The following is a 23,031-nucleotide window of genomic DNA, read 5'->3' as shown; positions in this document are numbered from 1 at the left end:
CGCGCTGCGCCCCGTACAGCTAGGGGTGGATCGAGGCATACACTTGCACAGCCTTCATCGAGAAGTTGCGCTTACCGAGGCGCATCGGGAATCGGTGTGGGAACCTGCCACGCCGGTTTTTTGCCCTCCTGACTGTCGAAAATACGCCGAGCCTTGCGAAAGTCCTCCACGTTTTCCACCACCCAGGTCCAGATAGGCGACATGCGAATCAAAAGCTCTCGGCCCAGGGGCGTCAGCTCGTACTCGACGCGGGGCGGAATCTCACCGAACTCGCGCCGAACCAACAAACCATCGCGCTCCATGGCGCGTAGAGTTTTGGTCAACATGCGCTGAGTCACACCTGTCATCTGCCGTTTTATCTCGGCATGACGCATCGCACCGTACACACCCAAGGCATGCAAAATGCCCAGTGACCAGCGGCTACCGGCGTGAGCCAGGACTTCACGCCTGACGCCATCGTCTTCTTCCCTGAGCGACTGGCAGATAACTTCTGCCTGGCTGAGCGTTTCATGATCGGTCATTTCTACCCCTGGTATCACCCGTGTGCCTTCTTATGAGCGCTGCCGAATCGTGCCAGCATGAACTCATCTTATCGCCAACAGGTCTGCGGAGAAATCATGCCTGAAATGACCCCACTTCCCTCTCAATCGATCCTTGTTCTAGGCGCCGGCGAGCTCGGCCTGCCGGTTTTGCGCAATCTGGCGCGTGAGGCCAAACGCGCGCCCGGCTCCACCCTCAGCGTGTTGCTAAGGGAGTCGACCATCAACACGCAAGTGCCCGAAAAAAAGGTAGAGATCGATGAGCTGCGCGGCCTGGGCATTCAGATGGTCGCCGCAGACCTGGTGAACGACTCAATCGATCAACTTGCCAAGGTCTTCGCACGCTTCGATACCGTGATCGGCTGCGCGGGCATGGTCGCGGGCCGCGAAACCCCGATGAAGCTGGCGACCGCCGCGCTCAAGTCCGGCGTGAAGCGCTACTTCCCGTGGCAGTTCGGCGTGGATTTCGAAGTGATTGGCCGGGGCAGCCCCCAGGATCTGTTCGATGCTCAGCTCGATGTGCGCGAGTTGCTGCGCGCCCAGGACAACACTGAATGGGTCATCATCTCGACAGGCATGTTCACCAGCTTCCTGTTCGAGCCGGTGTTCGAGGTCGTCGACTTCGACAACAACACAGTCAACGCCCTGGGCAGTCTGGAGAATAGCGTGACGCTCACCACGCCAGACGACATCGGCACGCTGACAGCGCAAATCGTGTTCTTCGAACCGCGCCTGCGCAATCAGATTGTCTACCTGGCCGGCGACACCGTGACGTATGGGCAGGTTGCGAGCATGCTGGAGCGTGTTCTGGATCGTTCGTTCAAGCGCAACGTGTGGACGGTTGACTACCTCATGCAGGCACTGGAGCAAGACCCCACACACCACATCAAGAAGTACCGTGCCGTATTCGCACAAGGCAAAGGTGTGGCCTGGCCTAAGGCGGCCACCTTCAACGAGCAACAGTCGATTCCGGTCACCACTGCCGAGCAGTGGGCTCGGGAAAACCTTGCAGACCTTTGAAAGCCGGATTCTGAGGCCAGCCGTAAAGGCTGGCACAGGTGAAGGGACGGTTAGCGGCTTTGAGCTTCACGCTGCTGGCCAGAGGCATGTTGTTTTTTTACATGCTTGCGCGACCTGAACTCGTATTGATGGTGAATAAACCAGGCGACCAACAACACCCCAGTGACGCCAAAAACCAAGACCAACAGCTCTAGTGCAGTACCTTCATGTGAAAACATTTTTCGTTCCTCGTCCTGAAGCCGTGTGACCTAAAAAACAGTCACACCGAAATTGTTTGTAATAATTCAAACATTTTCAGGGTAGTCGGCAAATCCGCACGTGACAACCCCCGTTCGACCTAGAACCCTTGATCTAGACCTGTCACTCGTCGAAAAACGGGTAAATCACAGCCAATAAAAAACCCCGTAGACGCTAATCTACGGGGTTTGCGCGAGCTTACTTGCTGCCAGAAGCGTCCTGCTCGACCACCATATCCAGCACGTAGACAGTCGAAGGGGCATCCGCTGGCGGATTCTTCCATTCGTACTGCTTGACCCGCAACACAGTGCGCACGCCGTCATGATGCACAAAGCCTTCGATAGGCTGGTACAGCGGATGCCAGGTGTCTTGGGTAGCCAGTTGCAGGCCCGCGTCGTCATAGCGGCGCTCGCGCACTTGCAGGCATTGATAGTTCGGGATCAAAGGGTGGCTGCACTTGACCGTCTTGGCCGCCACTTCCAGAAACTTGACCTCACCCTCGCTGCCATAGCGGGTCTGCGGGGTGGCCTCGCCTTGCAACTTGAGCACCGAGCCGTCTGCTGTCGTCAGTTGCAGCATCGGCGCCCTGTTATCGCCGGTGATCACAGCGCGCAGATCGCCCTTGAACAGCCGCCCTACCTGGGCGTCAAGGTCCATCAGGCTCTTGTCACAGGCCATCAGCGTAGAGGCCAGTGGCTGAACCTTCAGAACCCCGTCATGATAGTGATAGCCGCCGAACTGACGATTGCAGCCGCCGCTGATGCTCAGGTTGTTGTCACCAAAGGCAACACGCAACTTGCGCTCGATGCCTTTGTTCATCGCCACGAGAGGCTTGCCCGACGCATCCGTTGCCGAGACCAGGTTCCAGTCGTAAGCAGATAAGGTTGGCTGGGCTACAACGGCTGAGGTAGTTGGCATCGAAGGTGATTCTTCATGGCTTTTGGAAGGGGCGGCACAGCCTTGGATGAGTGCAGCACACACGGCTACAAGAAGAATTTTTTGTTTCATGGTTCACTCTGTCAGCTTTGATGAGTGCGGGCGTTATTCTGCGCTGGCAGGATAAGCGCGCGGCTAAAACGGCGTGAGGAGGTCGTTTGAGGCTTTAATGAGCGTAGACCCAATGCGCGCTTGGCGGACCTCGTCCTTGGCCGATAGCAATCGGACATCATTTGCTTCGATCAGTTTCACGCAATGAGGTCGGTGGCGGTATTGCTAAATCCCAGGCAATAAAAAACCCCGTAGACGTTAACCTACGGGGTTTCTAAGAGTGGAGGCCGAGGTCGGAATCGAACCGGCGTAGGCGGATTTGCAATCCGCTGCATAACCATTTTGCTACTCGGCCTCAAACGATCAATGCCCTTGTTGCTGACATTCACCGCATACAAACTTGAGTGGGCTATGTGAAGCGTGCCTCTACTCTAACTCATTGAATACATTGAAGTTTTTAATGCTTCGTTGCGTTCGATGGGCGCCATTATGTACTCATTTGCCTAGGCCTGCAACCCCTTGATTTCAAAAAATATTCTGCCTTGGCATCAATGGGTTGCGCGTCTGCCCTACTCCTTCACCGTGTGGATTTGGTAGTGCGGGTCGGCCTTGATCTGGGCCTCGGTGAAGGGCAATGGGCGCAGTTTTTTCTCGGAGAAGGCTTGGGTCTGGTCCTTTGAGTAGGCGGACGCCGGGTTGCTGGACTCGGAGAAAGCGAGTACGCCGACTGCGTTGGGGCCTTTGTCGTCGAAGGTGACGATTTGCAGGTAGCTGGTGCCGCTGACGACTTCGCGTTTGCCGTCGGCGCGGGGCACGGTTTGCATGGCGTTGTAGATGCCGAGCTCTTGCGGGCCGCCGTGGATGGGGGTTTGGCCGGAAACTTGGATGTCGCCCCAGCGGGTCTGGCCCAGTTTGCCGACCTCTGCGCTGGAGGCCAGCATGGCTTCGCGCAGGGCTTTGGCGACCGGGGCACGGTCGATGGCGAGGCCACTTGGGGTGGTCAGGGGGTGGGCCGGGTCGAAGGCCACGCGCCAGGCGTCGGGGATTTGCTGCAGGTGTTGCATCAGGTTGATGAAGTGCACCAGGCCCACGCCGCTGTCGAGGTTGGCGCGCTGGTCCCAGTTTTTCAGGCTGGTGCAAAGTGGTTGCAGTGCAGCGGCGTCGGCCCCGAGGTGTTTGGCGCAGAACGTCAGCAGATCGGGCATGACTTGGCCCGCCAGGTACACCTCGTTGTCCATGACCATGTTTTGCAGGTCGGTGACGCTGATCGGCTGTTTCTCAAGGGTTTGCAGGCGCTGGAGCGCGAAGCGCGCACGCGGGCCGAGGCCGATGTTGTCCTGGCTGATCACCGGCGAGAAGCCGCTCAGGGGCGCCTTGGGGTTGGCCATCCATGCCGAGTCGTTGGAGTGCTGCACGTAGTCGGTGCGTTGCAGTTGGGGCAACTGGTCGGCCGGAAAGATACCGGGCTGGGCCGCGCGCGGGTCGATGTCCCAGGCGCAGGCGCTATGGGCGCCGTCGAGCACGATCATTTGCAACCCGGCCCGTGGGTCGCTGCAGGTTGCCAGCTTGGCGGCACTGACGTTGGGCACCACCGACAGGTTCATGTACAGGCTCTGGCCCTGGTCATCGGCGGCCAGGGTGTTGACCCAGGGGATGCCTTGCAGGGTGTGCACCGAGGTTTGCAATTCCTTGAGGCTGCCGGCGCGGTTCATGGCGTACCACTGTTGCAGCACCCGGTCGTTGCCCAGGTTGGCGTCGCGCAGGCTGAAGGCGTAGCGGCTGTCCCAGTCGAGCTTGCCGGGCCATTGCACCACGGGGCCGAACTGTGAACTGTAGACGGTGTGGGTCACGGCCTTGAGGCTGCCGTCGGCTTGCTTGACCTGTACCGTTACCGCCGTTTTATCCAGGGGGATGGACTTGCCGTCCAGCAGGTAACGGGTGGCGTCCTTGGGGTCGAGGGTCAGGCGGTACAGGGTGAAATGTTTGGACGTGTCCACGGTATGGGTCCACGCCACATGCTGGTTGAAGCCGATGTTCACCACGGGCAACCCTGGCAGTGCGGCGCCCATTACATCCAACTGGCCAGGGATGGTCAGGTGCATCTGGTAAAAACGCATGCCGCCCACCCAAGGGAAATGCGGGTTGGCCAGCAGCATGCCACGGCCATTGAAGGAGCGGTCACGGCCCACGGCAACGGCATTGCTGCCTCGGTCCAGGGTAAAGCGTTGCTGGTTGGCTGCGGCCAGTGCAAAGGCTTTGGCGCTGGATTGCATGCCGGCGGTGGCTTGGGGTGGTGCTGCCCCGGCCAAGGCTTCGGCGAATTGGCCGACGCCCCCTTCCACCAATAGCCTACGGGTCAACTTGACCAGGTCTTCCTTCACCAAGGGCCGTACCCACGCGGCCTGGCACTGCGCGGGGGCGCCCTGCTCCTTTAGATAACGATTGTAGCCAGCCACGTACCCTTCGATGCGCTGCTGCATCGCTGGCGTCTGGGCTTTCCAGAAGGCCGCCACGGCCTCGGGTGTATTCAGCCAGTTGAAGAACACATCGCTGGCGAGGTTGTTGCGCTCCTCCAGGGTCGCTTGGTCCGGCCCGAAAAACCTGGCGCGCTGACCATTGACCGTGATCACCTCATTGGCCAACAGGCACAGGTTGTCCTGGGCATAGGCGTAGCCCATACCCACCCCCAGGCCACGCTCATCAACGGCGCGAATATGCGGCACGCCATAACTGGTACGGCGGATATCCGCCGACGCCTGCGTCATTTGTTCCCGTGCCGATGCGGCCAGGCTCAGCCCCAGCAACAGCCCTGCCACGCCCACTCTGGACAACCCGTTGGAAATAATCACGCCGACTCCACAGTCAAATTGAACACCCTCACAAGGGATGGTTACCCCACCGTAAGAACGCACATCGACCGGAATAATTTAGCCGCACACGGCTGTATATCGTCAGCGCTTGAAAAGTGACAAACCCGATACCGACAAATTTTCTACATCCGCCGTTTCATGATTTGCGTCACTCGTTCGTCTTATTACTCAAGAGCACCATCTTTTTCCTGATCAGGCTCTGAAAAGGAGTTTTTGCATGTATAACCCTCAAGTGCCCACGGATGGACATTCAAAGGCCACAGATACTCACTTTGGCAAAGGCACACAGGCGTTCGGCAACGCGCCCGAACAGCAGGGCAACCAGCGCATCCGCCATTTGCTCAAGTGTTTCGGTTTGCGCACCAGCCTCATCCGGCTGAAGGTCATCGACGCCCTCCTCACCGCCGCCGACAACCAGCGCACCCTAGGGGTCCGCGGCGTGCACAGCCACTTGCTGGAACTGGGCATTCCGTTGTCGTTTCTCAGCGTGCGCGAGGTGCTCAAGCGTCTGTGCAGCGAGGGCGTGATCACCCTGAACGCTGACAAGAGCTACAGCCTCCATGAAGAGGCTGCCAAGGTCCTTGAAAGCCGTGCCTGACTGATGCCCGTCAGAAGTTAGGCTTGACCTTGCGGCGCATGATGCCGTTGATCACCACGACGACCACGGCAATCGCGATCGCCAGGTACTGGAAGGTTTTTTCGCTGATCACGCCTATGTTTTGCAGATAAGACAGGCCAAACATCGCGCCCAGTACCGCCAGGGCAATCAGAAGCGAATATTTCAAGCGTTGCTTTTGGGTCATGACAAGTTCCTGAACCTTAAGAATGTAACCACGGTGTATCGCCGTACAGGCCAGGCACATACCCGCGTACGGGGATGGCGCGAGGTCGGCAGCATCGTATGTTACAGGCGATGAAAATTTTTGGCTTGTCCTGCGACATCGGTCGTACATATTCATTTACAGCATCGCTCGGGCTGGATTCGGAACCTTCCGACACCTTCAAACCAATTATTCGAGGCCCAACTAAGGAAGAATCATCCCTCGAACTATCATCAGGACGCGTGGGCCAAAGCCATTGGACTAGCCCACTTGATTATAGGTATCACTCACCCTCGCCCGCGTCGTGACGTCTCCACCGAAGAAACTGCTCATGCATCTGAGGTCCACGGCCCTTCCCTTCCTGAGGTGGAGGCCATTGCACCAGTCAGCGCGAATCGCTCTGACCTGATCAAGGGCCTGCAAATAACTGATCAACGCCTGTTGCTCAATCAATACCAGAAACTCAATCAGGACATCCAGGCACTGCTGCTACGCCAGCCGACGCTCAGCAGCGTTATCGAGCAGCAACTCGCCCGCAGTTTAGGCATTGCGCCGCCCGTGGACGTCTCGTCGCTGTATGTACACCGCTATCACACCGATGAGCAGGGCCAGCGCAAGTTGGTCTCGGTAGAAGGCATCACCGAGGCGCTATTCAATGCGTTGCGCCAACTCAAGACATCTCCGGACGCTGAGCCCTCGACCAGTATCGTCGGCATGGAAGTCGGCTTTTACCGCAGCGACTCGCCAAGCGAAAGCCCCCAGCAATTGCAGACTCGCGACACCCTGCTTTCAATTGCACAAGCCATCGAAAAAGAACTGCCCCTGAGCCTCGCCCGATTCTGGACCGAGCCACGCACGGGCGAACCCAACCCTGAGTCACCCCAAAACGAGTTGTTGGGTATCCACCGCGAGATGCTTTCCACCCTGGCAGCCTTGGGAGTGGAGGACGGCGCTTTGACGCCTGCCGCCAAATCGTTGATCGACAAGACGCTCGAGTATCCGACCCTGGAGGCTCGGGAAAGCGCGATGAGAGATGGAGAACGGCCTGGTGTGTACCCGCTCAAGCTCGAGGTACCAAGCCCCGCCGGCAGCCTGCTGGCGGGCGCCTTCCTGATCACCAGCAGCGACGGGGCGTCAGCGGCACGCCCATTCGATAGTGCGCAAACCGACCGCACCTTGTCACCTGGCCAACAGCACGGGCTGACAGTGCTCTACACCCCCCGCGATGGCTATGAAACATTCGAAAGCCCGGCCAAGGCACTTGCGGCGCTGCGTCAACGTATCAACGACGATCCCGATGCCGCAGAGCAATTGTTACTGAGCCTGCCAATAGAGGTTCAACAAGGCCTGAGGGGTGACTGGAAAAATCAATTGAGCCAGAACCTCTCCCCGGTAGAGGCCGACGTTATCGCCGCAGGCGTGCCGCAGTTGCTGGCGCGCCAGCGCCAACAGGTGGTCAACGCACTGCAAGCGCTGTATGACCGGCAAAGCGTCGAACCGGAACTGGTCGACCCCTGGCGACACCTATTGACTGAGGCGGACGTGCATCACGCCGCTGACCTGGGGCCGCATTTCGACGGCAGCAGCGCTCTGGAGGCTCGTGAGCAATGGCTGGACAGCCCATCACGCAGCATTGACGCACGCCAGGCGCTGGATCAAAACCTGGGGAATCAAAAAAACTGGCGCTACCTGGCGCAAAAACTCAACGAGTCCGCCCAGGCCTTGTCAGAAACCCCCACAGAGCGCGACGTGTCGGCCATTCTGAAAAAAACACCGATGAATATCGCGCCAGACTCCGCCCATTACCAAGCCTATATAAGGGTACCTGGCCTGTCCGTAAGCCTTGAAGCCTTCATCACTGAACATGGCTTGCCATTGCCCAAGACCAGGGATGAACTGCTGGCATTGGCGCAAACCGCAAAAGCGCGAGCACAGCAACACCCCTTGGGCAATTTCAGTGGAGGCTTGTCCTGGCCGATCCCGCTGGACGCCGGCCAACAACAGACGCTGCGCATGGCCGCCGTCGAGCATGTGCACAGCGATCCTGAGTTACCACAGGAGATCCCCAAGCGCGGCGTACTGGAACATCTGGGCAGAAACCTGCATCTCTCCGAGCAGACACTGGAGGACCCGGTCAAGGTGCTCGAAACCCTGATCAGCTCCAAGGATGGCCAGGCGCTGGGCCAGGCCATGCAAACCAAAATGAATGGCATTGCCACGGACTCCAGCGCAAACGACTACGCACTGGCGGCAATTCAATTGCTGCTAGACCCCGAATCCTTGACAGCGCCCCAACGAAACCATGTGGCGGGTTTCGACCTGGCAGACAAAAAACATTGGGGCCAACGGCTGTCGACTATCGTCTACAGCCTGCGCCAACACCTGATTGATACAGGGCGCGAATCACCGGAATTGGCAGGGGCGGCTGCACACCTGTTACTCAGCCGCGCAGCCCCGCATTTGCTGGTCAAGAACATCCCTGACTCCGTGGTGTACGGCAGCACCGCGTGGGCAAACCTGTGCATGGCGACGGCAGCCATTGAAGCCAAAACCCCAGGCCGGGTGGCCACTATGTCGTTTGCCGAAGTGATGATCACCGCCGACACAGCAGGCGCCGCCCCCGCCTCTGCGCAAGCCGCAACGATGTTGGACTGGGCAGTGGCCAATGACATTCTCCCGGCCAAGGACGATGCGCTGTACCAGCCAGCCGACCTGGATAAAGCCCAGACGTTGTTCAAAGCTCAACTCGATAAACTGATGGAAGCCTCGTCGCTAATCGGCGGGAGTTTCCCAAGCCGTAAACAGATGGCGCTGGACCTGCTGCTGAAGACATTCGGCCCCGGCATGGACTTCGAGCTCAAGATTTTTTCCAAATACAATGGCGATACACCCTCCAATCCGCGATCACTGCTGGAAATCGTCATGGAAGAACGGGTCATGGACGGTCGCTGGGAACTCACCAAAGAAAATACCGGTGTGGATCTCAATGCGATAATTGCCTTCACCAAAGGTGCGTCATTCAATATTCAGCGCGCGTTTGAGGATGCCTTTTCAACCGCCTTGGACAACCATAAGACCGTCAAGAAAACGTCCATCCTCAACGCACTCAGCAATCTGCCGCCCGAAGATAGAAAAAACCTCACCCAAGGCAAACTCAATTACTTTCAAGAAAAAAGCTACAGGGTCAGCTGGATGCCCTTCAAAGGGGAAACCTTGTTTCATACCAGCCCGACCATACTGGTGACCGCGCAACACAACGGGCAAACAACCACCTATGAGTTCGACACCGTAAACGGCGTTGTCCGAAGTCTGGGCAAGAGAAAAACACCGAAAGCCCCCGAAGCGTTTGCCAATGAGTTGATCAGGGAGGAGCCATTCTATCCAGACAGAGCCAATGCCAAACGCGTTGACGGCTGGCAAACACTGCTCGATTTTCTCCCGAACAAACCCGTGCCGGTTTCGCGAATCGACCTCAGTGATTTCAAGGAAAGTGAACTTGATCGCGAACAGCCCTCCACCGCTGAGCAGCCTTATATGCTCATCAACCCGCGCAGTCATCATATTGCCGACTCGGTGATCAAGGCATTGGAACTGGATAACCCAGCCATCAAGAAAGCCGCCGCGGGAACCACGACCTTTGAGAGCAACCAAGAAATACTGACCCACGTCACAGAGTTTTTCCTCAACCTTATTCCCTTCCGTTCTGCAATCGTCAACTTCATGGAGGGCAACTATGGGGAAGGCATCACGGACGTCGCCTTTGACGTTTTCGGTTTTGTCACTGCTGGCGTAGGCATGGCGGCCAAGATTGGCAAAGTGCTGGGTACTGCTGGATCTGCGGTCAGCAAGGCGCTCAAGGTCACGAAAATCATGGTGCCGTCTCTGCTCAAGGAGCTGAACCCGTTAAACGGCGTGGGCGATCTGCTAAAAGGCGCGGGCAAAACCATTTACGAAGGCACAGAAGCGATAGCCGGCCTGGTGGGCTCCCTCAAGGGTACCGCAAACCGCGAAGCGCTGATCAGCGCCGCAAGCCGCTATGAGGCGGCCGCAACGGGCACTTTTAAAGTCAGCGGGAACAGTGTCGAGGGCATGGCGGTCAAGCGGGATGGGCGTTGGTATGCATACGATGCGCATAAACAGAAAGCTTTCGGTGCACCTCAGGATTTCGATCCGGTGCATACACTGATGCCACCCTCACCCCGCGCGGACTTCTCCCCCCGTGGGCAAGTGAGCGCTCGTCAAAACAGCCGATTTCACCCCTACAAAAAACCCATCGAAAAAACGCCGAACATCGATGCAAGAACGCCAACAACACCAGTGATCGTAAACAAAACCGATCATCTGGACTCCATCAAAGAAGAATACGTCGTACACATTAAAGGCCGTCCCAACGAAGGCCATTTCACACCGAGCCGGAGGAAACCGACAGAACAACGATTCGAAGCAGAAATGAATGACTTCCATCAAAAACTGGACCCTTTAGACCCACCGAACCGCCCCACGATTCCGGAAACGAAACCCTACGAGAAAGTGCCCGACCTGATTGAAAAAGCCTTGGACAATTCGGATGTGGTGATATTTGGGGAGAGCCACCAGCATCTGGCCATGTTCCGCGAAATTGACGCGAGCATAGAGCTGTTCAAACGCAAAAATGTGAAGGTGGTCGGCATTGAGGGTGTCGTCTATGACAACCGTGGATTACTCAAGGACGATGGCATGGGCCATACAGGCCCCAACCTGAGACCGGCTCACCCTCAATACAATCTGCAAACGCTGATCAAAAAATTCCAAGACGCCGGAATAGAAGTCGTACCACTCGATCACTTTTATCTGACGCGTCACCGACATGACCGGAATGCTTACACGAAGCTAAGCACAACCCAACGAAACCTGAAAAGACTCAAGGAGTTTAACTACTACGCGGCACGCGTCATTGAACAACACAAACACAAAGGCAAAGTGGTCGCCCTGGTAGGACGCCAGCACATCAACACCACTCAAGGCGTCACCGGCCTGGCTGAGGCGACCGGAGGGATCGGTATCGGTGTTTACGAACGAACAGGCATGAAGGTGGGCTACGGCACGAACTCCAAGGATATTAAACCGGGGCCGATGGGCACCCTGAACGCTGACAACGATCTGGCGGGAGACCTGCAAATCTATTCGCCAGCAACCTGACAACACGTTAAATAGTTGCCTGCGCAGCACGCAGGCAACGATCAAAATCATCAGCCGCCATGCACCCACCGCTGGTGCACCCAACGCGCAAACGCATCCAGTGCAAACCCCAGCAACCCGATGACCACTACCATCGCCATCAACTCCGAGTACGCCAGACGATCGCGGGTATCAAGGATGTAATACCCCAGGCCCGCGCTGACCCCGAGCATTTCGCAGGGCACCAGCACGATCCACAGAATACCGATGGCCAGGCGCACGCCGGTCAGCACATGCCCCACCACGCCAGGAATGACCACCCGACGCAATGTTTCCCAACGCGTGGCGCTCAAGCTCTTGCTCAGTTGCAACCAGCGCGGGTCGAGCTGACGCACGCCGGCTGCGGTGTTGAGCATGATCGGCCAGACAGCCGCGAAGGCCAGCAGGAAGTAGATAGGCTGGTCGCCCACGCCCATGAGCATCACCACGATAGGCATCCACGACAGTGGCGAAATCATCCGCAGAAACTGGAACGCCGGCGTTGTCGCCGCCTCCAGGTTACGCGAACTGCCCACCAGCAACCCGAGGGGTACTCCCACTAACAACGCGAGAAACAACCCGACAAAAATACGCTTCAAGCTGACGGCGATGTGCAGGTACAACTCACTGCGTCCGAGCAATTCCCACAGGCTGCTCGCGGTGGCCGCCAGGGAAAAGCGCGCCGACAGGCCATCGGCCTCGCCAAAGACTTTCACGCCCAGCCACCACAGCACCAACAACCCCGCCAAGCCACTCAGCCCCAGCCACCAGCCGGGGATTCTGCTGTTGTTCAAACGCCGATCTCCTCGTGCCGCTCATAGCCGTCCGGCAAACCGAAGGTCTGCATGCCGCCCACGGCTTCGATCGCCTTGCGCACGAAACGGTCGTCCACCAGGTCCTTGGCGACGAAGGCTGGGTCCAGGTCTGCGAGAAACTTTTTATCGCCTTCGATCAAGGTGTCCTTCAAGCGCCGCACCAGTTCTTCGGTGTAGCTGGGGAACGGGTACGGTTGGAAGTCGATGCGATGCTCGTCCCAGTTGGCGTGCTGGATTGCGCCGTCGGCAACATAGCCGGCGCGGTCGCTGGCCGCAGGCGCCAGGACTTTGCTCAACACCGGCTCGGCATGGGGCGTGTAGCGGTTCGGGCCATCCTTGGACAGCAGCTTTACCGCCTCTTCGCGGTTGTCGCGGGTCCACACCTGGGCCTTGACGATGGCGTTCACTACCTTTTGCGACCACTGCGGACGGTTGGTCAGGTCGTGTTCGTGCATGAACACCACGCAGCAGGCATGGTTGCGCCACACGTCGCCGGTAAAGCGCTGCACGCGACCGACCTTGAGGTTTTCTGCCAAGGCGTTGAACGGTTCGGCGACGATGTAGCCGTCGATGCGTTTGCTGGCCAGGGCCGGAGGCATGTCCGAGGGCGGCAACACGATCAGGTTGACCTCATTGGCGGCAATCGAACTGCCGGTGGCACGGGTGACAGGCGTGAGGCCGTTGTCACGAAACAGTTGCTGCACCACCACGTTATGGATCGAGTACCAGAACGGAATCGCCACTGACTTGCCGCCCAGTTGCTTCACGTCGGTAATGCCTGGGGATACGGTCAAGCCCGAACCGCCCACATGGTTCCACGCCACGACTTTAGCCGGCACCTTACTGCCGTAGCGCGCCCATACGGTCATGGGTGACAGCAGGTGTATCACGTTGACCTGGCCGGAGATAAACGCCTCGATCACCTGGGCCCAGCTGCGCAACAACACCGGGCGCTCGGCCTTGATGCCTTCGGCTTCGAACAGGCCGTTGTTGTGGGCCACCAGCAGTGGCGTGGCGTCAGTGATAGGCAAATAGCCGATGCGTACCGGCGCATCGGGCTCGTTGGCGGCACGGGCTTGCAGGCTGCTCAACAACGGCAAGGCGCCGGCGGCACTGAGCACCGCCGACAGCTTGAGAAAATCACGGCGCGAGTGGGTCAAGTCATCCAGACACATAGTTAATCTCCTGTTGTTCAAGGGGGTTGGGTTGAGGGCGGCTCGCCTGCCGTAAGGTTTTCAGAATATCGATACGCAGTGCGCCGATGGCCTCGACCTGTTCTTCCCGAGGGTGTGGCAAGTCGATAACCCACTCACCCAACGTCCGCGCCGGGCGGTTACCCAGTAGCAGGATGCGATCCGACAGCAGCAGTGCTTCGTCGATGTCGTGGGTGATCAATACGGCCGCCGAGCCTTGCTCACGATTGACCTTGAGCAACAGGTGCTGCATATCGGCGCGAGTCACTTCATCCAGCGCGCCGAAGGGTTCGTCGAGCAGCAACACTTGCGGCTGACGCGCCAGGCAGCGAGCCAATGCCGTGCGCTGGGCCATACCACCGGACAATTGCGCCGGGAACTGCTGGCGCGCAGGTTCCAGCCCTACCGCCGCAATGGCGTGGTCGACACGCCGGCGGCGCTCTTCAACACTCAAGTGCGGTTGGCGGGCGAAATCCAGGCCGAAGGCAACGTTCTTTTCCAGGGTCAGCCAAGGCAGCAGGCTCGGGTCTTGAAAGGCCACCACCACGCGCGGATGCGGGCCGCTCAATGGTTCGCCCAACACCTGCACGCGGCCAGCCTGAGGTGCCTGCAAGCCGGCCAGCACCCGCAGCAGGCTGGATTTGCCCACGCCGCTGGGGCCCAGGATCGACACCACTTCACCCGGTTGCAAGTGCAAGTCGAAGCCTTGCAGCACCGGCCCGCTGCCATACCCCAGGCAAATACCCTGGGCCGTCAATACCGGCTGGCTCATAGATTGGCCTGGCGATGCAGCTCGGTACGCAGTTGCACCAGGCTGGGTGTTACGATCGGCACAAAGGCCGACTCGCGCCAGCGCCGGGCAAAGCCGCTGCCATGGGCGGTCAAATAGGCCTTGCCACCGCTGGCTTGCAGTTCAAGCTGCACGGCGCTGGCGGCGGTTTCAGCCAAGGCGATGCGCAGCTTGAACAGCGGTATGGGCTCGGCGGTAAAACGCCCGGCCAACAGCCCGTTTTTAAGCTCGCTGACCAGATGATCCAGGGTCACGCGCAGGGCTTCCAACTCTTCGCGCAGCACAGTGCGACTGGCACCCAAATGGTGAGCCACTTCGGCTAGCGAACGCCGGGCCAAGCCAATCGACATGCCGCACTGCAAGCCCAGGAACGCCGGGCGTACCGCCGGTAAAAACTTGCGCGCATCCTCGTGCAGCAACCACTCGCGACTCAGCTCCACGCCTTCCAGGCCAAGCGCTGCGGTGTTGCTCGATTGCAGCCCGAGCAGCTCCAGGTCGCGTGAACGCTGTAACCCGGCCACCGAATCCGGAATCGCCAGGATAAACGGCGCGCCGCCGCCCGCATGCTCGATGGCCGCTGCAGCGACAAAGCCATTCTTGCGCAAGTTGGTCACCCAATGCAGGCGACCGTTAAGTGTCCAACCGTGGTCGTTGGGCTCGGCGCTGATCTGCAACGTCTCGATACCCGACAGAAACTTCATCGCATTCGACAGCCCGGTGGCGCCGGCCAACTTGCCGCTGAGCAGGTCTGGCATCAGTTGCTCGCGCAGGCGCTGATTGGGGCTCTGCAGCAAGTACTCGATAAACGAGCGCTGGCCCCAGCACACAAACGCCGCCGCCAGGGAATGGCTGGCCACATTGGCGATGGCCTCGACCGCCCCCGCCACATCACCGCCCAGGCCGCCCAATTGAGTGGGCACACCGATTTTCAGAATATTGGCTTCTGCCAGCCGCGGCAGCACTTCCTGTGGATCGCAACTGCCCACGTCCAGGGCCTGCGCTTGAACATCGAGCCAACGGCTCAAGATTGGGTCAAGCATTCATGTCTCTCCTTTTACAGCAGGTGGGCCAACGCCGAATCAGTTGACCGGTTTTTCCCAACGGTATTGCGCCAGTTCCGGGTTCAGCGGGGTGCGGGCAAACACGTTAGCGAAGTTGCACAGGGTTGCCAGGCTGACACCCAGGATGACTTCCAGCGCGTGGCCGTCGGTGTAGCCGGCAGCGCGGAATGCCTCAAAGCCCGCGTCACTCACATCCCCACGGGTGGCAATCACTTCACGGGTAAAGGCAGCGAGTGTCTCATAGCGCGCGTCGGGCAACTCACCGCGGCGGCGCAAGGCCTCGATCACCTCCTCTGGCAACTTGGCTTTATTGCGGGCAACCGCCGTGTGGCCGGCGACGCAGAAATCACACCCGTGGCTGGTGGCGGCAATCAATTGCACCACTTCACGGTCGGCCAGGCTCAGTTCTGCCTTGGCATTCAAGCCGGAGACGGTGATGTAGGTTTCCAGCGCGGCGGGTGCGTTGGCCAGTACCCCCAGCAGGTTAGGAATAAAACCCGAGCCTTTGAGCGCGTTTTCCAGGAAGGGTTTGGCCGCTTGCGGGGCGGTTTCAGGCGTGAGCAACGGTACACGGGACATGGAGTGGTCTCCTGTTGGGTTTGAATGCCCCAGTCTGTTGGTTCTAAAAAAAGCGCTCAATAGGCTAAAGTAGCGATTACTTGCTCTTGAGTCTTTCCATTAGATGAATTCGTCCGATGTTCTTGTCGATTGGTTATTAGATAGCCTCGAACTCAACACCAGTTTGTTTCACGTCGGCCGCTATTGCGGTGACTGGCACGCGAGCACCCATGGCCTGGCACAGGCGAGCTTCCACTTGATCGTGCAGGGCGAATGCTGGCTGCATATCGACGGCGATCCAACGCCCCAACACCTGAATAATGGTGACGCGGTGTTTCTGCTGCGTGATTTTGCCTTTCGGCTGTCCGGGCACGCCACGGCGGCAGGCGCCCAAGAGTGCCCACGCCGGCAGATGCTGTCCCTCGACAGCACGGCCACGGACGGTGTGGGATTAGTCTGCGGTTTCTTTCACTTCCAATCCGGCTTGTCGACGCTGATTGTCGACACCCTGCCCAGCTGGATCATCCTGCGCGCTGGCGACCCGTCGCTTGCGGCTGCACGCAATCTTTTCGAGTTGATCCTGCAAGAATGCGCACGTACGCCAGCGCCCTCTTCCGCGCTGCTTGAACGCCTTTGCCACCTGTTGTTCCTATACGTGTTGCGCCAGCAAGTGATCGACAATACCGAGCTTGGCGGCCTGGCCGCATTGGGTCGGGCACCGGCGTTCGCGCCTTTGCTGGAGCAATTGATCGCACACCCGGCCGAGCCCTGGAGCCTGGAAAGCATGGCGGCCCGTACCGGGCTGTCGCGCTCGGCATTTTTTAAACGGTTCAGTGAATTGTGCGGGCAGTCACCTGGGCAAGTGCTGCTGATGATCCGTATGCGTCACGCCTGTGAACTGCTCAAGGCGGACCAGACCGTGGCCGAGGTGTCCCTCGCAGCCGGGTATCAATCGGTGGCGGCGTTTACCCGAGCCTTCCACAAGGTCACCGGCCAACAGCCAGGGGCCTATCGCAGGGCGCAAGCCTAGCGTTGTAAACCCGTGCCGGGCCGCGCGCATAATTGCACCAGCCAATCGACGAACACCCGCACCCGCTGCGACAACTGCCGATGGGGTGGGTATAACGCGGTCAGCGCCATTTCCGGCACTGCCACATCGGCCAGTACCTGCACTAGCGTGCCCTCGGCCAGTTGACGCAGGGCGTGATATCGAGGCGCCTGGATCAGCCCATATCCGGCTTCGCACGCAGCGAAGTAACCGGCGGAACTGTTCACGGCAACCACCTTCGACAGGTTGACCGGGCGCAACTCGCTGCCCAGCACAAATTCCAGGCCAAACCGTTTGCCGCTGGCACTGGAAATGTACTCGACCATTTGGTGACCAGCCAGCTGTTCCAGGCTGCTGGGCGTGCCCATGCGTTCAAGGTACGCGGGGCTGGCCAGCGTCAGTTGTTCCATCATTGCCAAGGGTCGTGCCACCAGCGATTCATCCAAGGCCGGACCACCGCGCAACACACAATCGACGCCTTCGCGAATCAAATCCACTGGCCGATCATTGAGGCCGATCTCCAACTCGATCTGTGGGTACAACGCGGTGAACGTTGGCAAAGCCGGAATCACAATCAAGCTCCCAATGCCTGAGGGCATATCGATGCTCAATGTGCCACGGGGGTTCTGGCGCCGCGTGGAGAACACCGCCTCGGTTTCCTCAAGATCAGTCAGCAATTGCACGCAACGTTGGTAGTACGCCGCGCCATCCAGGGTCGGGCTGACGTGGCGCGTGGTGCGCTGCAGCAGTTGCACGCCGAGATGGGCCTCCAGTTGCTTGATCAGAATTGTCACGGAGGCGCGTGGCAATTGCAGGCTGTCGGCGGCCTTGGCAAACCCGCCCAATTCAACAATCCGAGTGAACACGCGCATGGCGTTAAAACGGTCCAAGAGAATGCTCCTATGGGAGATTGTTAAGATATTACGAACAGTGATAGCACTTTTAGCGGGTTTATCCGCATTTTTTCAAGGGTAACAATGGGCCCCTCATCACAAGGAGCTTCCCTATGCACACTCGACAACTCGGTAAAAACGGCCCGCATGTGTCTGCCATTGGCCTTGGCTGCATGGGCATGACCGATTTCTACACGCCCGTCGCCGATACCACCGAAGCCACCGCAACCTTGCACCGCGCCCTGGAGCTGGGCGTCAACTTTCTCGATACCGCTGACATGTACGGCCCGCACACCAATGAGCAACTGATCGGCAAGGCCATTGCCGGCAAGCGCGACCAGGTGTTCCTGGCCAGCAAATTCGGGATCGTGCGCGACCCTGCCAACCCCGTAGTGCGCGGGGTGAATGGCCGGCCCGACTATATCCGCAATGCCATCGACGGCACCTTGCAACGCCTGGGGGTGGATACGCTGGACCTGTACTACCAGCACCGCATCGACCCCGACGTGGCCATCGAAGAAACCGTCGGCGCCATGGCCGACCTGGTGAAACAGGGCAAGGTGCGCTATCTGGGCCTGAGCGAGGCATCCGCCGCTACCCTGGAGCGTGCGCATAAGGTCCATCCCATCAGCGCCCTGCAAAGTGAATATTCGCTGTGGAGCCGTGACCAGCAAGACAACGGCTGCCTCGCTGCCTGCCAGCGCCTGGGCATCGCGTTTGTGCCGTACAGCCCGTTGGGCCGAGGTTTTCTCACCGGTGCCTTGAAAAGCCCGGATGATTTCGGCGCAGACGACTACAGGCGCCACAGCCCGCGCTTTCAGGGTGAAAACTTTGCAAAAAACCTGCGGCTGGTAGAACAGGTGCAGGCCCTGGCGGCAGAAAAAGGTGTGACGGCCGGGCAACTGGCACTGGCCTGGGTATTGGCCCAGGGTGACTACATCATTCCTATCCCCGGGACCAAGCGGCGTGCGTATCTGCAAGAGAATGTCGCGGCGGTATCGATCACTCTCAGCAAGGACGAACTAGCTGGGCTGGATGCGATCTTCCCGGCCGATGCAGCCGCAGGCCTGCGCTACCCCAAGGAAGTGCTGGCCATGCTAGATATCTAGCTCCGGCTGGCCCCCCTCGTCCGGGCCGTTCTCAGAGGGATTGATGAACGGCCTGCCGACTCCCGTGCAAAGCGCGGGAGTCCGGCTACGCTCACAGCTCCTAGTGTAAAAACCGCCACACAGGAGGTGTGTCATGCACGCGACTGAGCATTCGGTCCGCTTGGAGCAGATCAGTCAGGAGCGCTTCATCCAGGCGCCGATCGACGCGGTTTACGACTATGTCACCCAACCCGACCGCTGGCACGAGTGGCACCCCACCTCCCTCAGCGCCGACACCGGCACCACCGGCTCATTACCGGTCGGCACGCGTTTTACCGAAATCATCGACCTGCTGGGCATACGCGTCCCCATGAGTTACCGCGTACAAATCGCCCGCCGCTCCAGCGAGTTCAAGACCGTCTTCACCTCCCTGGCGGTTGATGGCTCGATTCATTACTACTTGCGCGCTCATCAGGGCGGCACGCTGTTCACGCGGGTGCTGACTTATGAGACTGAACTGCAACTGGCGTCTTTGCATGAACGCATGGTCGCGTTGTCGTCAATTGCGCTGGACCGGCTCAAACAGCGGCTGGAAAACCAGGGCTTCGTATAATTTAGAAACATTACAACGACGTCACATTGCAAACATGCCTGCAAAAGCAGGGAGAATGCCCGGCTTATTGCCGCGCCTTCAGTGAGACACACGATGAAAACCCCATTGCGACTGGCCCTGCTCAGTGCCCTGTTCACCACCACCCTGGCCCAGGCCGCCGAACTGATCCCCATCGACGTACACCGCGACGCCAACTGTGGCTGCTGTAAAAAGTGGATCAGCCATTTGGAAAGCAACGGATTCAAGGTCAGCGACCACGTTGAAGCCGACATGAGCGCGGTGAAACAACGCCTGGGCGTCGCGCCACGCCTTGGCTCCTGCCACACCGCCGTCATCGACGGCAAATTCGTCGAGGGCCACGTGCCCGCCGAGCAGGTCCTGGCTCTGCGCAAGCGCAACGACCTGCTGGGCCTTGCCGCACCGGGTATGCCCTTGGGTTCGCCAGGCATGGAAATGGACGGACGCAGCGAGGCCTATCAAATCATTGGCCTGACCCGAGAGGGCAAAGACGTGGTGGTAGCGGACTACCCGGCTCACTGACCGGTGTTGATGGGTTATCTGGGGCTGTTCGCCGCGGCATTTGGCGCCGCGACGTTATTGCCCCTGCAATCGGAAGCCGTGTTGGTCGGCCTGCTGCTCAGCGGGCATTACAACCTATGGCTGCTGCTGGCCATCGCTACCCTGGGTAACGTGCTGGGCTCGGTGGTCAATTGGCTGCTGGGGCGCTCGGTCGAGCGCTTCAAAGAGCGACGCTGGTTCCCGGTCAGCGCCCGGCAATTGGACAAGGCTCGCGGCCATTACGCGCGTTGGGGGCATTGGACGTTGCTGCTCAGTTGGGTGCCGATCATCGGTGATCCGCTGACATTGGTGGCTGGGGTGATGCGTGAGCCGTGGTGGCGGTTTTTGCTGCTGGTGACCCTGGCAAAAAGCCTGCGTTATGGCGTACTCGCCGCGCTGACGCTGCAATGGCTTTAATCCCCCGTTAATCTCTGGCAAAGAGCATCCGGGCATCTGTCTCGGAGCCAAAACCCATGCCTTTCATCCGTACATTGTGCGTAGCCGGCCTGTTGTCGGCCAGCGCCGCGCCCGTGTTAGCTGCTAACTATGGCCCTGAATTGCAGGGCTTTGAGTACCCCTACCCCTTGAATCATTTCGCCTTCCAATCCCAAGGCAAATCCCTGCAAATGGGCTACATGGACGTCCCCGCAACAGGCACCCCCAACGGTCGCAGCGTGGTGCTGATGCACGGCAAGAACTTCTGCGGCGCCACCTGGGAAGGCTCGATCAAGGCGCTGAGTGACGCCGGTTACCGCGTCATCGCCCCGGACCAGATAGGTTTTTGCACCTCCAGCAAGCCCGACCATTACCAGTACAGCTTCCAGCAACTGGCGACCAACACCCACCAACTGCTGGAAAAGCTCGGCATTCAAAAGGCCACGGTGATCGGCCATTCCACCGGCGGCATGCTCGCCACGCGCTATGCGCTGATGTACCCCCAGCAAACCGAACAGCTTGGCCTCGTGAACCCCATCGGCCTGGAAGACTGGAAAGCCCTCGGCGTGCCTTACCAGAGCGTCGACCAGTGGTACCAGCGCGAGCTGAAGCTGAGCGCCGAAGGTGTACGCAACTATGAGCGAAACACCTATTACGTTGGGCGCTGGAAACCCGAGTACGAGCGCTGGGTAGACATGCTCGCCGGCCTGAACAAAGGCCCGGGGCATCTGCAGGTTGCCTGGAACTCGGCGTTGATTTACGACATGATCTTCACCCAGCCGGTGTACTACGAGTTCAAGGACTTGCAGGTACCTACCCTGCTGCTGATCGGCACCAGCGACACCACCGCTATCGGCAAAGATGTGGCGCCGCCGGCGGTCAAGGCCAAAATCGGTCATTACGAGGTACTGGGCAAGCAGGTGGCCAAGCTGATTCCCCGCGCTACGCTAGTGGAGTTTCCAGGCCTGGGGCATGCGCCCCAAATGGAAGAACCTGAACAGTTTCATAAAGCCCTGTTGCAGGGGTTGAAGGCCCTTTAATTCCAACTTTTCGAGGCCCGCGTGCATGTCGATACAGATCGCAGTGTTGGATGATTGGCAAAACGTGGCCAGCGAGGTGGTGGATTGGTCGACGCTGGACAGCGTAGGCAAGGTGCATTTTCTCCACGACTACCCCGCCGATACCGCCACCATGGTCGAGCGCTTGAAAGGGTTCGAGGTGATTTGCCTGATGCGCGAACGCTCAACCTTTGACAAAGCCCTGCTGCAAGGGCTGCCCCAGCTCAAATTGCTGGTGACCGGCGGCATGCGCAATGCCGCCATCGACATTCCCGCCGCCAAGGCCCTGGGCATCCAGGTGTGCGGCACCGACAGCTATAAACACGCCGCACCGGAACTCACCTGGGCCTTGATCATGGCCTCTACGCGCAACCTGCTCGCCGAAGCCAACTCGCTGCGCGCAGGTGGATGGCAGGTTGGCCTGGGCGGCGATCTGCATGGCAAGACCTTGGGCATCCTGGGGCTGGGCAGCATTGGCCAGAAAGTCGCAAGGTTCGCCCAGGTGTTTGGCATGCGGGTGATTGCCTGGAGTGAAAACCTCACACCCGAGCGTGCGGCGGAATCAGGGGTGACCTGGGTCAGCAAGCGCGAGCTGTTTGAGCAGGCGGATATCCTGACCATCCATCTGGTGCTCAGCGAGCGCAGCCGTGGCCTGGTGGATGCGCAAGCCTTGGGTTGGATGAAACCCAGCGCGCGGCTGGTGAACACCGCACGCGGGCCGATTGTGGATGAGCAGGCACTGGTGCAAGCCTTGAGCCGCGGTCGCCTGGCCGGGGCGGCGCTGGACGTGTATGCCGAGGAACCGCTGCCGGCTGACCATCCGTTTCGCAGCCTGCCCAATGTGCTGGCTACGCCACACGTGGGGTATGTGAGCGAGCAGAATTACCGGCAGTTCTATCAGCAGATGATCGAAGATATCCAAGCCTGGGCCGAGGGTGTGCCCATTCGCGGGCTCGCCTGACGCACCACTTTAGTGCGTTATTTCACCCTGTATTCAGGTAGGAGCGAGCTTGCTCGCGAAAAACGCCAACGATAACGCGGTCATTCTGGTTTTACTCGGCGGCCTTTGGTTTTTCGCGAGCAAGCTCGCTCCTACAGAGGCAGGGCGGTATATCGTTAAAAGTTTTTTGTCCTACAAAATCTGCATGAAAACCCAGCAGGCGCTGGGATCTGTCCTAGACTCATGACCGATGGGTCCGTTCCAAAACAAAAACCCCGCAAAAAATCTAAACTTTCGAAACCTGCCGCTGG

21 protein-coding genes and 1 tRNA gene are annotated in these 23,031 nt (G+C 59.2%); 10 read left to right on the top strand and 12 right to left on the bottom strand.

What is annotated here, in order from left to right; genetic code table 11:
* Positions 1-71: 71 nt before the first annotated feature.
* Positions 72-521, bottom strand: coding sequence for a helix-turn-helix domain-containing protein (locus QK296_RS13055; RefSeq protein WP_003191562.1), 450 nt, complete (start codon positions 519-521; stop codon positions 72-74).
* 96 nt (positions 522-617) lie between these two features.
* Here QK296_RS13055 and QK296_RS13050 point away from each other — a divergent pair, with 96 nt between their 5' ends.
* Positions 618-1,559, top strand: a complete 942-nt coding sequence (locus QK296_RS13050; RefSeq protein ID WP_034135740.1) for an aromatic alcohol reductase — start codon at positions 618-620, stop codon at positions 1,557-1,559.
* 50 nt (positions 1,560-1,609) lie between these two features.
* On the opposite strand, the gene QK296_RS13045 is transcribed toward QK296_RS13050, so the two are convergent.
* The 4 genes from QK296_RS13045 to QK296_RS13030 form a co-directional block, all read right to left on the bottom strand.
* Positions 1,610-1,777 carry a hypothetical protein gene (locus QK296_RS13045; protein WP_199520599.1) on the bottom strand — a complete coding sequence of 56 codons (168 nt, stop codon included), beginning with the start codon at positions 1,775-1,777 and terminating at the stop codon, positions 1,610-1,612.
* Positions 1,778-1,994: 217 nt separating this feature from the next.
* The gene (locus tag QK296_RS13040) at positions 1,995-2,714 is read right to left on the bottom strand and encodes an META and DUF4377 domain-containing protein (protein WP_282391017.1); all 720 of its coding nucleotides are present in this window, start codon (positions 2,712-2,714) and stop codon (positions 1,995-1,997) included.
* 350 nt (positions 2,715-3,064) lie between these two features.
* Positions 3,065-3,138, bottom strand: a tRNA-Cys gene (locus tag QK296_RS13035).
* Positions 3,139-3,352: 214 nt separating this feature from the next.
* The gene (locus QK296_RS13030) at positions 3,353-5,632 is read right to left on the bottom strand and encodes an acylase (RefSeq protein WP_282391016.1); all 2,280 of its coding nucleotides are present in this window, start codon (positions 5,630-5,632) and stop codon (positions 3,353-3,355) included.
* A 238-nt stretch (positions 5,633-5,870) separates the two neighbouring features.
* On the opposite strand from QK296_RS13030, the gene QK296_RS13025 reads away from it, so the two are divergent.
* A complete protein-coding gene (locus QK296_RS13025) occupies positions 5,871-6,251 on the top strand; it encodes a hypothetical protein (protein ID WP_003191568.1) in 381 nt (126 codons plus the stop codon).
* Positions 6,252-6,261: 10 nt separating this feature from the next.
* Here the strand turns inward: QK296_RS13025 and QK296_RS13020 are convergent, their stop codons facing one another.
* A complete protein-coding gene (locus QK296_RS13020) occupies positions 6,262-6,456 on the bottom strand; it encodes a hypothetical protein (protein WP_003191569.1) in 195 nt (64 codons plus the stop codon).
* A gap of 288 nt (positions 6,457-6,744) precedes the next feature.
* Between QK296_RS13020 and QK296_RS13015 the strand changes: the two genes are divergently transcribed.
* The gene (locus QK296_RS13015; RefSeq protein WP_282391015.1) at positions 6,745-11,652 is read left to right on the top strand and encodes a membrane-targeted effector domain-containing toxin; all 4,908 of its coding nucleotides are present in this window, start codon (positions 6,745-6,747) and stop codon (positions 11,650-11,652) included.
* Positions 11,653-11,702: 50 nt separating this feature from the next.
* On the opposite strand, the gene QK296_RS13010 is transcribed toward QK296_RS13015, so the two are convergent.
* The 5 genes from QK296_RS13010 to QK296_RS12990 are packed head-to-tail and all read right to left on the bottom strand — an operon-like array spanning position 11,703 to position 16,108.
* A complete protein-coding gene (locus QK296_RS13010; protein WP_003191571.1) occupies positions 11,703-12,464 on the bottom strand; it encodes an ABC transporter permease in 762 nt (253 codons plus the stop codon).
* Positions 12,461-13,660, bottom strand: a complete 1,200-nt coding sequence (locus QK296_RS13005; protein WP_003191572.1) for an ABC transporter substrate-binding protein — start codon at positions 13,658-13,660, stop codon at positions 12,461-12,463. The genes QK296_RS13010 and QK296_RS13005 overlap by 4 nt, the downstream gene beginning before the upstream one ends.
* The gene (locus QK296_RS13000) at positions 13,647-14,450 is read right to left on the bottom strand and encodes an ABC transporter ATP-binding protein (RefSeq protein ID WP_003191574.1); all 804 of its coding nucleotides are present in this window, start codon (positions 14,448-14,450) and stop codon (positions 13,647-13,649) included. Before QK296_RS13000 ends, QK296_RS13005 begins: the two co-directional genes overlap by 14 nt.
* Positions 14,447-15,508, bottom strand: coding sequence for an acyl-CoA dehydrogenase family protein (locus QK296_RS12995; protein WP_003191576.1), 1,062 nt, complete (start codon positions 15,506-15,508; stop codon positions 14,447-14,449). Before QK296_RS12995 ends, QK296_RS13000 begins: the two co-directional genes overlap by 4 nt.
* Before the next feature lie 39 nt (positions 15,509-15,547).
* Positions 15,548-16,108 carry a carboxymuconolactone decarboxylase family protein gene (locus QK296_RS12990; RefSeq protein ID WP_057711816.1) on the bottom strand — a complete coding sequence of 187 codons (561 nt, stop codon included), beginning with the start codon at positions 16,106-16,108 and terminating at the stop codon, positions 15,548-15,550.
* Between the two features lie 103 nt (positions 16,109-16,211).
* On the opposite strand from QK296_RS12990, the gene QK296_RS12985 reads away from it, so the two are divergent.
* Positions 16,212-17,117, top strand: coding sequence for an AraC family transcriptional regulator (locus tag QK296_RS12985; RefSeq protein ID WP_282391014.1), 906 nt, complete (start codon positions 16,212-16,214; stop codon positions 17,115-17,117).
* On the opposite strand, the gene QK296_RS12980 is transcribed toward QK296_RS12985, so the two are convergent.
* The gene (locus QK296_RS12980) at positions 17,114-18,025 is read right to left on the bottom strand and encodes a LysR family transcriptional regulator (RefSeq protein ID WP_003191581.1); all 912 of its coding nucleotides are present in this window, start codon (positions 18,023-18,025) and stop codon (positions 17,114-17,116) included. The two genes, QK296_RS12985 and QK296_RS12980, sit on opposite strands and share 4 nt — an antisense overlap.
* A 116-nt stretch (positions 18,026-18,141) precedes the next feature.
* On the opposite strand from QK296_RS12980, the gene QK296_RS12975 reads away from it, so the two are divergent.
* The 6 genes from QK296_RS12975 (at position 18,142) to QK296_RS12950 (ending at position 22,741) form a co-directional block, all read left to right on the top strand.
* On the top strand, positions 18,142-19,137 hold the full coding sequence (locus QK296_RS12975; protein ID WP_282391013.1) for an aldo/keto reductase: 996 nt from the start codon (positions 18,142-18,144) through the stop codon (positions 19,135-19,137).
* Positions 19,138-19,270: 133 nt separating this feature from the next.
* Complete coding sequence (locus QK296_RS12970; RefSeq protein WP_003191583.1) at positions 19,271-19,729, top strand: SRPBCC family protein; 459 nt, start codon at positions 19,271-19,273, stop codon at positions 19,727-19,729.
* Positions 19,730-19,822: 93 nt separating this feature from the next.
* Positions 19,823-20,269, top strand: a complete 447-nt coding sequence (locus tag QK296_RS12965; protein ID WP_003191584.1) for a DUF411 domain-containing protein — start codon at positions 19,823-19,825, stop codon at positions 20,267-20,269.
* Positions 20,270-20,272: 3 nt separating this feature from the next.
* Positions 20,273-20,704: a YqaA family protein gene (locus QK296_RS12960; RefSeq protein WP_032900682.1), complete on the top strand. Its 432-nt coding sequence runs from the start codon at positions 20,273-20,275 to the stop codon at positions 20,702-20,704.
* Positions 20,705-20,760: 56 nt separating this feature from the next.
* On the top strand, positions 20,761-21,762 hold the full coding sequence (locus tag QK296_RS12955; RefSeq protein WP_282391012.1) for an alpha/beta hydrolase: 1,002 nt from the start codon (positions 20,761-20,763) through the stop codon (positions 21,760-21,762).
* Between the two features lie 25 nt (positions 21,763-21,787).
* Positions 21,788-22,741, top strand: coding sequence for a D-2-hydroxyacid dehydrogenase family protein (locus QK296_RS12950; protein ID WP_034135731.1), 954 nt, complete (start codon positions 21,788-21,790; stop codon positions 22,739-22,741).
* Positions 22,742-23,031: the final 290 nt, after the last annotated feature.

Origin of the sequence: Pseudomonas sp. AL10, from assembly GCF_029960685.1 — a bacterium.
GTDB classification, from domain to species: Bacteria; Pseudomonadota; Gammaproteobacteria; order Pseudomonadales; family Pseudomonadaceae; genus Aquipseudomonas; species Aquipseudomonas lactis.
The sequence above is the reverse complement of the archived record's forward strand: the minus strand, read 5'-3'. Positions and strand labels throughout refer to the sequence as shown.